The following is a 15,864-nucleotide window of genomic DNA, read 5'->3' as shown; positions in this document are numbered from 1 at the left end:
ATGAAATATCTTTTTTATTAGGTGAACGTATAAGAAACTCGCACGTTAAAATTAAAAGTGCCAGCAGGGGCATTTAGTGGGGGAGTGGCTTGGAGAATAAATTCAGCAAAGTTTGCCTTTGAGTTTTCTTTAACTGCATCATTTACAGCTCCAGCAATAGTACCGTCTTCTTGACCACTAGCCTTGATCTTTTTAGTTGATTGATTGCCACCAATTGCAGTGAAATTAACTTCAGACATAGATACCACTTTAGTGGAAACCCATTTACCTGTAACAACAGGACTATTAGAGCCACCCTGAGTATCTACTGTAGTGAGAGTGCAGTCGTTCATATCTGATACAGCCGATGTGCCACCCCTGTTATTCCAAAGTAGTACCCCTAATTGTGGAGAAGTATCTCCTGCATTAATAGTTCCTATTTTCCAACCGCCATTAGCAGCTAAATCTAATGTATTGTCCTGTGAATACCAGCTAATTAATGGTTCTGCCATATGTAAACCTCCATTAAAATTATTTTATAAAACAACATCAATTTGTATTGAAATCCCTTCTTGTAGAGGATCGAATTTGTCAGCTTCTACAAATAAACGCAATACATCATCCTTTTTTATCTCACTAATTAACAGGGGAGGAATAAAGGCTGAATAATGGTCTGTTTTGAATTGAATAGGTAGATCGGTTATTTTCTCCCATTCACTATGAGTACCAAAGTCACTACCTGATATTTTTTCAATAAATATATGAGTAGGGGAGGCACTGGAAGGCTTATTGCATATTGCCTTTATAGATTTAATCTTACAATCGAAAGGAATAGAGGTAATAATTTTTTGCACTCCATCCGTTATGATTGTGGGAATGACAAAATGAATGGATCTGTTTTGTAGTTTATCATGCATCAAGTTAAAATCATCTGAAGACATAAGACCATCTATCTTTTCATTTACTAATGGGATTGAGCCTCTAGTGTAGTTGTCAATTTCTTTCCAATTGCCATCACCTTCATATCGATATCGACTACCCGTACTTAAAACCATTGTGGTAGAACCGATTTCAGGATTGGGGTAGACTAAGGAAATATCCTCATATTTATCAACTGGCTTTAACCAGATTAGGCGAGTAGTCATAGCAGCCTTATAAGCTAAATCAGCTTTTTCATCTGCATTATCACCAGCTTTGATTGCCTTATCTGAGGCTGATAGAGCCATTTCAGTTGCTTGATTCGCTCGATTGGCAGCAAAAAAAGCCCCTTCGGCAGCCATGTTAGCATTTTTGGCAGCTTCAAGAGCTTTGTCTATAGAATCTTCCACTTCAATTATTCTAATTAGAGCTGTATCAATGATATGCTGTAAATTTTCCACAACATCACTATTGGGATTATGTGAGTAGATTCGACAGGCAGGATATTGAATCATCCCTCTTCCTTTATAGGTAACAGCAACAGTTTTACCTTCTTGAGAAGGATGAAAAGTAACAATACCATTGTAATAGGTGACAATAAACTCATCTTCTAACGGAATAGGTTTGGAGTCTGGCTTACGTTGATCAAGCTCCGCATAATTGGGAATTTGTACACGATGAAACTCAGCAGGAATTTCTGTTAATACTACACGATTATTGATAATCTTTAGTATCTCTGTCCTATCAACATAGGGATCTAATTCATTCCCCTCTCTCCATGTAATAAGAATGGGGTCATTGTAATCAAACTGAAAGGGCAATTAATTACCTCCTTTCTTTAGGAGCCGACATATACATTTTTGCAACCAGTTTCTATAACGGTAGAAGGAGAGGTGTGGGTTTTTACTTGACTTCCAACGATAGCTGCTAGTACACCTTCAACATAAACACGATTACTATTGCCAACGATAATTTTGCCTGTGCCACCCTCATGATTGCTTACATTAACTGCATTGCTTGGAATGTGTGTCTGCTCGGTTTCTTTAACAGAATCATTTAGTTTAGCAACCTTTTGACCATTTACATATACTTTATTGCTTGAAGCTTGAACGACACCTTTGACAGTGGATGAACCAGTATGATTTTCATAACCACCGACACATACACAGCCCGCATCGTTACAAATTTGTGTAATACAAGGATTCCATATTTGATATCGAATGTCGTTAGCTGTAACATCTCTTGTTTTACTACCTTCAAATGCTAATAGGGGAATAATAATCACTCCTAATAAAAAAGCCCCTCAAGTGAAGGACTGATATCATTCTTGAATAGTTGTCACATAGCCATTATCGAAATAAATGTACTTTTTAATGGAATAAACCCATTGTTCATGTACTCCATTAGCGGTAGTTGTTTTATTAATGTTATTTGGTTTTCCCCATGTAGAATTTAGCACCTCTTCTTTAGTCATTCCGATAGTGGGTGTTAGAATAGTTGATAGGGAAGAAGATACCGTATTTTTACTTTGAGTAATTGATGAGGGTACGATTTTATACTTCTTCCATGCAAGTTTTATCTCATCTATATAATAACTATCATATTCTTCAGGAATCTCATATAAATGCTGTGTAGCTTCCACGATGTTACTTTTTTCTTTTTTAACGAAACTTAAATAATGGTAGATTGAATTTGGTATTTTATCCTTTGTTTCACGGAAGGCTTCAATCAAAATATCAATCTTCCCATTTTTTATTAGTGTGTTCATCTCGTTTTGAAAAGATTTTTTTTCTTTCAGAATTTCATCTTTATGGAAATCCGAATAGCTATTTGGTATTAAAGCTAGAGGGACTCCCATATATTTAAACCTTTTTGATTCTTCCTCAAAATTGTCTTTAGCACGCATTGCATTCTTAAAGTTAGAAAGTGTTTTATACTCACCTCTATATTCATAGAACTTAGAGTTGTTTAAAAGTTTTTCAGCTTGCAAATAATCTTTATCAGATATTAGTTGATATATATTCTCAAGTTCTTTATTAGCTTCTTCTTTCTCATTAATTTGAGAAATTGGGTTATCAGTGCTACTTTCATTAATCAAAAGAGGTTCTGATTGCGTGTTGCTACAGGCGCTCAAACTTAGTATCAAAAAGAGGGCTAACAAATATTTTTTCATATGATAGCTCCTTTACATTGTAAATAAACTTTGTGTAAATATTTGTTAGTATCTATATCGGTTAGATTACTAAAGATTTTTAATTTAGGTACAGATTACCAGCAGATACAATGCGAACATCACGACCAAGTTCAATGTAACTTCCAGATAGAGATTGTAATTTTATATTGCCATTAGACTCCATTTTAATAGAACTCATTCCTGATCCTTGTAATTTAATTTCGATTTCATTGTTTGTCATTTTTAATGATGTTTGTGCTGCTCCAACATTTGAAGAAATGTTGATTTCATCATTGCTTAATACTATACTGCGTTTCCCTTGTCCTGATGAAGAGGATGTGTAGTAGTCAATAGCGAATTTATCTGTGTCTTTATAAATCCAAGCTTTCTCTGCTTGACCCTTACCCGAACCAGCACCCATTTCAATAATTGGATAAGCAGAAGGATCGTCACCATTAAAATAAATCTGCATTTTTATTAATTCATCATAGGTGTAGGCTTCAACTGGATAACCAGTATCCTCTATTGTAGTAGAAGAGCGATCAGAGTCAAGCCAGTAGAGTAAATCACCATTTCTGTTGGTGGCTTGTGTGCTTCCTGTAGCTTGACCTGTTATCCATTTAATATATTGATCGTGGATGTGGATGTAGTTGCGTGTACCTGTTTCAGCAGAAGGATTGATTGTTTTTAGTTGATTAACACATAGATCAGCTATAAAACCTTGATCTGCTGTGATTACCTTAGCTGTAATGTTTTCTGCCTGTATATTACCTACGATTTTATCAAATTGGTTTAAGTCTAGAAACTTTGTATTTGCATCAAGAATTAAATCCTCCCCAGATTCACCACCAAGAAGTATGAGACGTTTGGCAACCAAGTCTTCTGCATATAAAATCCCATTCGTATCTACGTAGAATTTCTTTTCCCATGAGCCACCTTCTTTACGTTCAATTTTAATACCTTCTGTAGCATTTAGGGTGGTTTTTACTAGATTGTCTCCACGAGTGACAGTGATGCCATTTTCAGCATCAATAACAACGTTATTATAATCTCGCCCAAGCTGAAGAGAGCTTTTTTCTAAAAAGTTCTCAAGAGAATTCCTTGCGGACGTTGCTGCATCATGATAATCCTTAAAGACTTGATAAAATTCGGTACGATTTGAATGCAAGTCTTTTGTGATACTCGTAGATTTATTCATATCGATAAAGACAGGAGTTACATAAGAGATTAATCGATTATATTTGGCTACAAGATTGCTTTTTGCAGTTTCCAATGCACGTTTTGCTTTGTCCAATTCGGGATAACTTTTTTCTCTATCTGTAAATACTTTACCAAGGTAGGTGTCAATTTGGGAAAGTAGAGTTTGATATGTTTGTTGTAAGGAGCGAACTTGATTAAGGAGAGTTACTTTTTCAGAGGATATAATAACATCATCTAAGATAATAGAATCAAGAGTCGTAAAATCAAAGTTGAGCGCATCCTCATCTAAGAGGATTTCCCCTCTGGCGTTAACAATCGTTAGTTTCTTGGCAACTAATTCCTCAGCAACCAACCTTCCATCTAAATCTACATAGAAGGTTTTGAACCAGCGACCTTCCTTTTTCTTTTCAATGGCAATGCCTAAATCAGCGTTCAGCCAAATACGATTCAATTCATTTCCACGAGTAACACAAATACCATCTTTAGTACTAAGGGTAATATTTTGTCCTAAGTGACCATTAATAGGTCGAAGGTCGATAATACCTGCTTCTGCATCCAATAGAATTTCGTTTTTATCAGAGAATATCTTGATGTTTTTGGTAACAAGACCTTCAGAGTGGATAATGCCATTCGTGTCTAACCATAAAATCTTATGCCATTCTGTTCCCTTTTTGCGTGTGATGGTAAATCCGTCATCTCTATCCATGATGACTTGATTAATATCATTTTCAAGCTTAACACCAAAGCGATCAGGCTTAGTATCATAAAGCCCAAACCACATAACCTCACGTTTGTTTCGATCAGTAATAACCATTTTGTTTCCGCGGATTTCAAGTATGCCATCAGGATCACCGACAACAACACGCTCACCAGTGATGATACGTCCGTAAATCCGTTCACCAACAATTCCAATACCTGTAATAGCATGTTTATATGTATTACCACCGTCATTAGTGATCGCTAAACAACCGTGTGTGGCACGAAGAAAGGTGAGAGGGTCATTAGGATCAATAATTGTAATCCCAGATCGGTCAATAATCACAGTCTCATTAAAAGCCATTGTAAGCTGTTCTTTCACATAGTCATACATGTTCTGAATGATTTTACTTACATCGCCAAGATCGTGTTCATACTTGTCCCATTTGTATTTGCTCATATCTACTTTAGTAGAGGTAGAAATAGATTTATAAAGGGACTTAATGAACTTATCTTCATTTGTTTCGATGTCATTCACATTTGCGATAGTAAGTTTAATATTAGCATCTTCAAAATTAAATTCCATTTCAGTGATTTTTGCAGTTACATTAACATCAAGCTTTTCATATTGAATCGTCACTGTATCACCAATATTGAGCTTATCCCAGTTGCGTTGCTCCTCAATGATTTCGAAGAAGTTTACAATGTCCATGTTTATTACAGTCTTTGGCTTTGCAAATTCCTCAAATACTTTAATACCAGCATCGTACAAATCTTTATCATCGATAATTTGTTCATTGACCCATTCTTTTTCAATGATATATTGATTGCGCTCTTTAATTAGCTCTGAAGTAAAGTTTTTTTCAACAGAAATCTTGTCTTTAAGAGTGTTAATCTTAGAATCTACAGTTGCAATCAAACTTTCTATTCTTCTAAGTACTGCTTTTTGGTTGGTGATATCTTGAAGTTTACTGGCTTTTTGGGCTTGATAAAATTCATCAGGTTGTAAGGTAGTTTGTGCAACAAATAAGTTGTCCAAAATTACCTGCAATTCATTTTCTAACTTTACCAATGTGGCTTTCTCAGCAAGTAATATTTTTTGATATCCTTCTTTTTCAGTTAGGTATTTTTTAAATTCATCTTTATGATCTTCTATCAATTTCACATAATCAAGAATGGCATGACATAATTCATCTGACATATAATAACTATGCGAAATGACGTTTCTTTTTTCATCACGGTAAAAGGGGAACATGAAATAGCCAAAGTTTTCTATGTAGTTACTACCAGTCGGATTTACTCTTTGAATTGAAAGATTATCTTTCCCAAATACTTTTAGGCGAGTAACCATTTCATCTGGCTGTATTTCTTTCTCTAAAGTTTTTAAATAACGACCATAAGAAAACTTTAAGCCTTTGTTATTACCAAGATTCTCGTGTTTGTAAAGATTAATTTGCCTTTTCTTTGTGTCCCATACAATAAGTGCATTAAAAGTTTTAGCAATCTCATAGACAAAATCTAAAACAGTAGTGGAGGTTATTTCAAAGGAGCGGAACTTTAAATCGAACTCTGCATCAACATATCCAATATTCCAAATAGTTCCTCTTAATGCGTCTAATAGCACAGCAGATGCGGATACAGAAATTTCCTTGTATTCCCGTACATTTTTGTCTGTAAGTTCATATCCCAAAGAAAAAGCATGGATTTGTTTCACATCACCTTTTTCATTCATTGTTCCAGTTGGAACATCAATAATAAACCATTCTTCATAATTACCTTTTACGAACTTAAGCAAAAAACGATGTCGTAATTGATCTATATTGGGATTACGCTTGTTTTGATGGTGAATTTCACGTTCATAGGGGATATCAAAGGTTAACTCATTAAGAGAGCCAAGGCGAGAGGTAAAAACGATGTTGTGAGCTTCTGTTAACTTTGCAATTATTTTGCGATTTGGTTTAGCGAGAAAAATCTCAGGTTGAACAGGTTTTTTATCGAAATCGATTTTCCCCATTTGCATGATATCAATAGACAGATAGGTGCCTCCTTATCCCTGACTAGTTTTAAATTCATATCTGAACCTTACTTTGAAACTTCCTTTAAATTCTAGAATGTTTCGTCCACGAACAAGCTCTAAATACTGATTATTAAAGTTATCGTAACGGTAAACATTGTAGATATCTGTCTCGATATGTTCTCTTTCACAATCAATATATAGCTTTTCCTTATCTTTAATATCTTTAAAGGAAAACTCAAGATTCTTATTTGATTTGTTAATGATGCTAAAATCTCCATCACCAATCTTTTCAATCCATATTTCTGGTTTACAAGGAATATCGCCATTGCTTAGAAAAAGATAGGTGGGAGTAACAGTTAAAGTGAAATCATGGAGGAGGGGGAGGGATGCACTTGTTTCAGAAATAGCTACATAACGATATTGAAAAACAGTAGACTTTGAATTAGTATCGATTTTAAAATTTGGTAGAGGAGAGTTACCTTTTACCTTTCTCCATCCTTGCCAATTAAGACCACCATCATAAGAAACATTAGTTTCAATATAGGTTTTTGAGCCAATTGGAGATGTTTCATTCCAATTAATCAAGGAGTACCCACTACCAGTATCTTTTGCAATGCTAAAAATAGGGGAGGTGCGACTGCCACGAATTAAACGTAAATCATTCCATTTCACTCAACATCCCCCTTAGAAAATCATAATTGTAACTTTGGTGTTTGGATTATCCCCACGTATGAAAATCTTTTTATCAGTCCATAGAGAATAGCCATCATATATCCGTACAGGTTTATCGCTTCGCACAATAATATATCCTTTAGGAATTCGATTGAGTTCATGGGGAACTTCCTCTTCATAATAATTGGATTCATATTTTCCAATGGTAAATGAACGATACTCTGCATTTAGCTTTCCAGCTTTTGTTCCATCTGAAACAGTACCCAATGAGATATCCGCATCACGTAACTTGGGATTGTTAACAACCTGATCTTTAATATGATGATTGAGAACGGCATCTTGAAAAATTTTAGAACTGGTAATAGAGTTATTACCGATTTTAGAGTTTGTAACAGCATTGGAGGCAATTTTTGATTCTGTCACTTGTCCATCTGCCAAAGTAGGACTAACTTCAAATGCACTTAAATTGCGTTTATCAATGACTTCAATTATCTCGTAAGAACTGGTCAGCACTTTTGCTAACAATAGTGATTCATCAGGTGTAGTAGGCTGACTTGAACCAACTGGTACTTCTTTAAATATGTAGTTGCTTTTTCTATCAATAAATAAGTAGGTTTCACGATAAGACGAAAAGGTGCGCTGCATAGAAGTTTTGACAATTCGACTCCCTTGAACATATGCTTTACCTTCTGAAATAGTAGTATCTAGGTTAACCCCATTAATATAATCCAACCATAGAATACAAGCACCTTTGTCTACCTGCATGAGTGTGCCAACAGATATAATATTTTTAAGTTGATTATTTGTTCCTAGTGGTAATTCAACTAGAGTCCACGTATTAGCTATTAGTGAAGGGAAATTTAATTTCTTTTTGTGATTTGCTGCCAATGGAGCATCACTTAATACAAGAGCAAAATCCCCTTCTTTGGTATTGATGTTACACTTCACCCATAACTTAATTGTTTTTGTTGTCGTTAAATCAATTGGATAAATTGTAGTAGAAGCAAGCAAGCCAATAGAGGCATTTTCAAGCATATTTATTTTTAAACTTGCCACTCCTGATTTAAAATCTACAGTATCCTTCTGCAATGAAACTCCAGTTGGTGATGCAATTTCGTCCCAAACTGAATCACAATCATGAATACGAACTCCTGTAGTTGTTGAAGGTAGTAGACCTTCTACTACATAATCTTTGTATAAATCTGCATGTCTTTCTACAACGTTTCGACCCAGCCAATCATCAACAGTCTGGAAGTTCTTTGTGATGTCTAATACATCAACATCATCTTCATATCTAATCTCCTTTAATTTAAGTAGAGGAGTATTCGTTGCCATTCTTTAAATCACCCCATTTATTCTTTAATAAGTCCTTCCATTTTGGTTTTTTACTATCTAATCGCAAATCTCCTGACGGGAGGGTAATCATATTATTCAGTTTACCTTTTTGGAAATCTGCTTGAGTTGTTTCGGTGATTACAGTAGTATGACCTTTGATTTCATACCATTCAGATACATACTGTGGAGAGTAAGAATAGGGTGAATCGCATCTCATTTCTAACTCTACGTAGCCTTGTTTTAGACCGTTGTGGAATAAGGTTGAATCCGAATGTAACATACAAAAGAAAATTCTATTTGGATTATCGGTTGTATAAAAAGGTTTGTAATAATCTTGATCGAGCCATCTAGCCACTTCACGTATTTTCTCATGGTCATAATAATGTTCAAATGCAAATGTAAGTGAAAAAGAAAGAGGGGAGCGAGTCACACCTTGAAAGTATGGCTTGTCATTCCCTCTTACAGTAATTTCATTTATTTGTTTCTCTGCAACAAAAGACTCTTCAAAGAAACCATTAGACATTTTAACATTAAGTAATCCCATATCGGTTGACTTTATCCCGTCATAATAAAAATCTAATCCTTCTTTTATATTTTTCCACCTCTTCTTTTTACACCATTAATAAATGTGTCAACAAGTGAACTAGCTTCTTTTTTTGTACCCATTAATTTATCGATATTAAAATTTACTGTTATTGGTGGGGAAGATGGTGCTATTTGAGGTGTTAAGGTTGGGAAGGAATTAGGTGTAAATGACTTTATTAGATTTTGGAGGTTAGGAATGAAATTCTTTGTAATATTCTCTGGAGGGATCATCAACTCTCCACCAAGCGCTTTAATTATGCCTTCATCTGGCTTCAAGTTGAACATGTTGTTTGCAATATTAGTCAATTGATCAGGAGTGCCACCAGGGACAATGCCACCTTTATGGAAAGTGCCTTTATACCAGTCATAGGCTTCTTTATGTTCCATACCTTTTAATTTGTTGGCTAACTCTGCTGGTATTTGAGCGTAGTAAGGCTTGGCTCGGTCTTCCCAATATTTCTGGTTTTTTTTATCTCCCTTATCATAAGCTTCTGTCCATTTCCCTTTAGCGTAGACAATTTCATTTACTTGAGCTTTATATTGTTGCCATTTGTTTGGTGACTTACCGCTGCTATCACCACCAACACTGCCTCCACCTGAACTTGATCCACCACCAATTGGTAGATTATTTAATTGATTGATAGCTCTTTTAGCTTCTTCAATCTTAGCGAGAAGGTTGTTTGCAATACTTTCACCGATAGTAGACATATTTTCCTTGATAAACTTGGCAAACTTATCAAGATCAGAGGACATTGCTGTTAAATTCCCGTTGAGAATGTTTTGGCGCATTTGAGCAAATCTACGCTCATCATTTATCAATTCATCATATTTTTCTTGTGTGCGTTTTTTCTCTTCCTCAATGTTTTTAAGAAGGCGATCATGTTTATTATTTTCAAGCTCAATTTGTCTATTGATGTACTCTTTGTATTCATCAAGTAGTTTCTCAAGATCACGTTTTTCTCGATTTAAACGATCTTTGGTGGCATCGTATTTTGCATCTTCTGCTTTTTTCTTGGCATCGATCTCTTTTTGAAACTTGTCAAGATTGTCATTTAAATTATCCTTGCGTAGTTCAACGCCACGCTTATAATTTAATTCTTCAATTGCTCGATCTTTCTCATCTAATTGTTTTTTTAATTCACTAAGTTGATATTGCCCTTCAACAGAGTCATCTAAATATAATTCGTTGTATTTCTCTTGAAGTTCTTGTCGTTCCTTCTGTAAATGAGCTAATTCGTCGTTATACTCTTTTTCACTAACTTCACGATCAATGGATTTCAAGCGTTCATTAACTATATCTTTATAGCGATTTAGTTCTTCATCTAAGCCGTCCATAACTTTTCTATGACGTTTTTCTTCTTTATCAATTTGTTCTTCAATCGCTTCAATGTCTGCTTTGACTGCCTTTTCCTTTTCTTTTAATTCTTTCTTAAGGTTATCGAGCTTTTTCTTGTGTCGTTTGTCTTCTGCGTCTTTCTCGTCCTCAAGAGCCTTCAAAGCAGCTTTCTTTTGTTGCTCATATACTCCTTTATAGACATCACTAAAAGTAGAGAGGATAGAGTCTTGGAGCGATTTTTTTAGTCTTAACTGTTCAATTTGGAGTGCTACAATTTCACTGTTTAATTGCTTTACAAGACTAATTTCAGTTTGATGCTGAGAAATAACCTCTCTACGCAAAGAAATTTCTTGTTGGAGACTGTTATATTTTTGTTGTCCCAATCTCAGATAGTTGTCATATTCGCTCAAGTACATTTTATTGGTGTTGTCACCAATAGTGTCCATAGTGGCTTGAGCAAGCTCTATTTGTTGAGTTAATTCGTCTGTCTTTTGTTTTTGTTCACCAAGTAGGCTATTAACGGAAGCCAATTTTTTCTCACTAATGGAATTATTCACTGCTAACCAAGCACTGCTATTATCCGCAAGAGTTTTATTTAACTCTTTTATTTGTAGATCGGTTAGTCCACCTAAAGCCAGTTGTTTACGAATGGCTTGATTAGCTTCGTGCAAATTAGACTGTTTTTTCTTTAGAAGACTAACTTCCTCTGTTAGTGAATCTCTATAGGGTTGAGAGGCTGAATCATATTGATGTAGTCTAGTTTCAACATCCTGTAATTGATGATCGAGAATGGCATTCTTATCTGCAAACTCCTCAACTTGAGACGTAATAAACGCAAATGATACAGTAGATATTTTATTTTGAATGTCTGCAATAGTGCGTTTTAATTCTTCTGCCTTTTTGAAAGTCTCATCTGAACCTTCTACACCTTTTTTATTTTTTTTGCCACCAATTTTTCCAGAAGAGAGTAGAGCCTTTTGTTCTTTTTCATAAAGATTGAGTTTCTGATAGAGTGCATCTCGCTCATCTGATAAAGCTTTACGATAGTCACTAGTAGTGGAAGGATATTTAGCTTTACGCTGTTCAATAAGAGCTAAGGCAGTATCTAACCGTTCAAGCGCTTTTTGCTGTTCCGTTAGAGCGGAATACTCAGCTTTCGATTTAGTAGAAGGAGTTTTAGTTTTTGAAGTTCCATAAGTAGGGGATGAGATCATTTTTTTTAGAGCTTCAATTTGATCTATTTGGGACTTAACTGATTCAACTTGTCTTTGTGTCTTCTCAATATCCATAGCCTCAGAAATACTAGATGCTTGGTTCATTTTCGTGCTTAATCCACTCAATGCGTTTTGGGCATCAGCAACGCTTTCTATAGCCCTAATTTCGATTCCATAGTTTTGCAATTTAGCAAAAAGAGTTTGATTTTGACTGTTCAAATCTCTTACTCTGGCTTGTCCAATATCAGCAAAAATATTTAATTTCGTATTTCTTAGCTGAATGATAGCATGTTGATTAACCTTTACCATTCCATTTTCAATGGAGAAAGCATTAGCTAAACCTGCTTCTTTTGCAATTAGTTCTGCTGCTTCTCGTGCTGTAATTGATTTTCCTTGAGCTAAATCAGATAGGAGATTATTCAACTCACCTACAGCCTCTGATGTCTTTTTATATGAATCTTGAAGTTGTTCTTCTGTGGCTAATATCCCTTCAGCACCATCAAGAGAGGCGGGTCTAATTGCCATTAGATCTTCTACCAGACTATCAATTATCGACCTATCTAAACCAATTTCCTGAAGCCCTTTCTTAATTGACTCTAATGCTGAACCAAGTGAAGTAGAGCTAAAATTTCCAGATTGCATAGCCGTTTGAATTGATTGTATTTTGAGCAATGTTTTCTCTAACAAATCAATTTTAGTGGGGTCAGTCAGAAATTTACCATCTAATGATTTTCCTAAATTTTTTAAGTAATCATCAACTTTAGGATCTAGCTTTATATTGTTTATTTCTTTTAAAGAATTAACGGTATCGTTAACGAATCCTTGAGTCTTTACAAGCTCCGATCTCATTTCACGTTGCAAAGAATAGAGCTTACTTTTATTGGTTTTCAGCATATCTTCAAAACTTTTTTTGAAGATACTAAAAACACCTGCTTCCTTCAACCGATTATTAGCATTCTCTACAATTCGTTCAACAGACTCGATTTGAGCCTGTAACTCTTTAATTTTAGGTAGAGACTCTTCTGTATCAATTGAATATTTGTAAATTTGTTCCTTGCTTTTTAAATTTGCTAACTCTCGAAGAGTGTCAATTTCTTCACGAACAGCAGTAGCATTTTTTAATCTTGCTTTTCCAGATTCATCATAATGGTCAATTAGAGAGGGGAGGAGAGTGCCCAAATCATTTTGGATTTTAAGATATTCTCTTTCTTGTTCATTGGTTGTTGCTGAACTGATACTCTTATCTTTATAAATTTTGTTAAGTTTTGTATATTCGTTCACAAGAGCTTGTATATGCTCTTTTTGATTTGATAAGCTCTCAACTAAAGAGTCATTGAACTTGTTTGTTTCTTCTCTTGCTTCTTTTTGTTTACCTGTTAGATAGATAAACGAACCAGCTAATAAAGTGATTGCTGTTATCGCCAAGCCAATAGGGTTTGAAATTAAGGCAGCAGTGAAAGCTCTAGTTGCATTTGTTGCCAAGCCCATAACGCCGGTAGTAGCTGTCAATGAAGTGGCTGTTGTCTTTGTGGCAATATCAAACATTATCAAGCCACCAATAACGCCTAAGATAACATTTTTTAAGATTTCACCATTGCTGATTACCTCGGTAAATCCCTTGATAAAGGTTGTAGTTACAGAGAGCGTGTCAGACATTGCACCTTTAAGACCATTTTCACCAACAGAAAACGCCAGTTCTTGTGTTGCTGAAGTAACTTGACTCAATTTGGATTCTAAAGATTTCATATGTTTCTCATTCTCTTCGAGAGCAGAACCCATTGAATTTTGAGCTGTTTCAGTAACTTCATCAAGTCGACTAAATCCTTCTAACATAGCGATCATACGGGTAATGTGATGCTTACCAGATAAAGCTTCGGCAACCATCGTTTTTTGTGATTTTGTCAGACCGTCCATTGCTACAGCAGTATCCCTATAAATATCTACAGCATTTCTTAAATCTCCATTAAGATCACGGACTTTTACACCAATACTTGCTAATGCGTCTTGTGCTTTATTTGAATTCAAACGAGGTAGTACCGTTTTGAGCATGTTACCTACTACATTACCACTTTCGCGAGTTTTCTCTGAGATAACTGTGATCATTCCTATTAACTGATCGAGCGTGACACCAAAGGCTTGAGCTGTTTCAGCACTTTTTGTCAAACCTTGAGCTAGTCCAGCAGAAGTAACAGAGTAGTTATTATCAACTTCATTCAGTTTATCAATAACAGAAACAGCATCTTCAGCGTGGAGATTCAACTGTTTTAGTATCCCTGTCAGATAGCTTGCTGTATCTGCTACTTTGGTTCCCATAACATTAGAGCCTAATAAAGTGGCATTAAGCATTTTTGTGGCATCGGATGCTTCAAAACCAGCTTTTCCATATTCAACAAGTGCGTCAGTTGTTTCACTCAAGGAACGACCGTATGTATTAGCTATTGCCAATGTATTATCCATAAGCTGACCGAAATCTGTCCCAGAAGACAATACCTTAGAAAGTTCAGTTAGCTTAGTATCAATATCAACAATAACTCCAAGCATGTTTTGCAAAGCTTGGGTAGCCCCATAGAATATTCCAGTGGCAGCAGCCCAAAGACTGATCTTTTCAAAAGCAGTCTTAAAGGCAGAACCTAAGTCATAGGAACGAGTGTTTAAATCTTTAAGTGACTCACTTAATTTGTGAGTCTCACCCGTGGCTTTATTGATGTACGCAGATACGGTTGAAATTTGTGATCCATTGCGTAGTTGTTGAGTAACCTTGATGTACCTTTCCGTTTCAGTAACATTTGCACTAATTAATTTCCTGCCCTCAACTAAAGACTGATGATAGTATCTGTCTGCATTGGTGACTTGTTGAATGGCATTAGCCATCTTTGGATATTGACTAAAATCTAACCCTTTTGAGTTACTAGATGACATTCTAGAAGCATCATAAACACGTTTTAAACGCTCTTCTAGATTGGATAATTTTCTTAATTGATCATTTGAGACTATTTCACCTAGAGAAGCCTTCTTTTGGAAATCAGAAAGAATATTTTTATATCTAGCGAGGTTACGTTCTAATTTAGCAGAGGAGGTGGGGGAGAGATTATCAAGTTTAACTTCTAATTTTAAAGCATTCTGATACTTTTTATTTAAGGTATTGACTATATCATTAAGTTTTTTATCAGCCTTTGCTTTGTCGTCGACAAAAGTAAATCCCGTTGTTTGAAATATTTTTTTAGAGCCATCAGGGGTTTTAAACTGAGTCCACTTTAACTGTTCTTTTACTAATCTGCCTAATTCGTCCCTATATTCTATTGTTGCAGATTTTAGGTTTTTGGTGTTTTTATAAGTTTGAACAGTCGCTTTTGCATACTGGTCAGTGGAATTCCGGATATCCTTTAATCGATTTTGGAGATCAGAATAACCTTCATTGCTTAATTTGGTTTTTTGAAAAATCGTTTCAATTTTCTTTTGAGTTAATTCTGCCTGATCCTTATATGTTTTTAAGGTTGAACTATCAACTTTAAAGCTTAATTTTAACGGTGAAGCAAGGAGTTTTTGCTCAATTTCTTTTAATTGTTTTAAAATGGTTTGACTTGATAACTGCTTATCTAATTCAGCTTGAATCAATATACGGAGAGGGTTGTTAGGCAAATATTCACTTCCTTTCAGAAAAAGTTCGCAAAACAAAAAAGCCCTGCTAGTAGGCGGAGCTTGTGAATAAAAATGTTGTCATAATATACTCTCAAGACTG

The 15,864-nt window shown here is 35.2% G+C and carries 9 protein-coding genes; all 9 read right to left on the bottom strand.

Annotated features, from left to right (window positions below; genetic code table 11):
• Window positions 1-17 precede the first annotated feature (17 nt).
• Complete coding sequence (locus EEL30_22250) at window positions 18-491, bottom strand: hypothetical protein (protein ID QDX94767.1); 474 nt, start codon at window positions 489-491, stop codon at window positions 18-20.
• 24 nt (window positions 492-515) lie between these two features.
• A complete protein-coding gene (locus EEL30_22245) occupies window positions 516-1,718 on the bottom strand; it encodes a hypothetical protein (GenBank protein QDX94766.1) in 1,203 nt (400 codons plus the stop codon).
• Between the two features lie 17 nt (window positions 1,719-1,735).
• Window positions 1,736-2,182, bottom strand: coding sequence for a hypothetical protein (locus EEL30_22240; protein QDX94765.1), 447 nt, complete (start codon window positions 2,180-2,182; stop codon window positions 1,736-1,738).
• A 36-nt stretch (window positions 2,183-2,218) separates the two neighbouring features.
• Window positions 2,219-3,070, bottom strand: a complete 852-nt coding sequence (locus EEL30_22235) for a hypothetical protein (protein ID QDX94764.1) — start codon at window positions 3,068-3,070, stop codon at window positions 2,219-2,221.
• 79 nt (window positions 3,071-3,149) lie between these two features.
• Window positions 3,150-6,986, bottom strand: coding sequence for a hypothetical protein (locus EEL30_22230; protein ID QDX94763.1), 3,837 nt, complete (start codon window positions 6,984-6,986; stop codon window positions 3,150-3,152).
• Window positions 6,987-7,013: 27 nt separating this feature from the next.
• Window positions 7,014-7,655, bottom strand: a complete 642-nt coding sequence (locus EEL30_22225; protein ID QDX94762.1) for a hypothetical protein — start codon at window positions 7,653-7,655, stop codon at window positions 7,014-7,016.
• A gap of 12 nt (window positions 7,656-7,667) precedes the next feature.
• Window positions 7,668-8,990 (bottom strand): hypothetical protein, encoded by a 1,323-nt coding sequence (locus EEL30_22220; GenBank protein ID QDX94761.1) that lies wholly within the window; start codon window positions 8,988-8,990, stop codon window positions 7,668-7,670.
• Window positions 8,965-9,582 (bottom strand): phage tail protein, encoded by a 618-nt coding sequence (locus tag EEL30_22215; protein QDX94760.1) that lies wholly within the window; start codon window positions 9,580-9,582, stop codon window positions 8,965-8,967. Before EEL30_22215 ends, EEL30_22220 begins: the two co-directional genes overlap by 26 nt.
• Entirely contained in the window at window positions 9,579-15,764 is a 6,186-nt protein-coding gene (locus EEL30_22210) for a phage tail tape measure protein (GenBank protein QDX94759.1), read from the bottom strand. The genes EEL30_22215 and EEL30_22210 overlap by 4 nt, the downstream gene beginning before the upstream one ends.
• Window positions 15,765-15,864 lie beyond the last annotated feature (100 nt).

The sequence above is a fragment of the Brevibacillus laterosporus genome, assembly GCA_007833815.1.
In the GTDB taxonomy this organism is placed as follows: Bacteria; Bacillota; Bacilli; order Brevibacillales; family Brevibacillaceae; genus Brevibacillus_B; species Brevibacillus_B laterosporus_D.
Note: the sequence above shows the minus strand (reverse complement) of the source record. Positions and strands in the feature narration are given on the sequence as shown.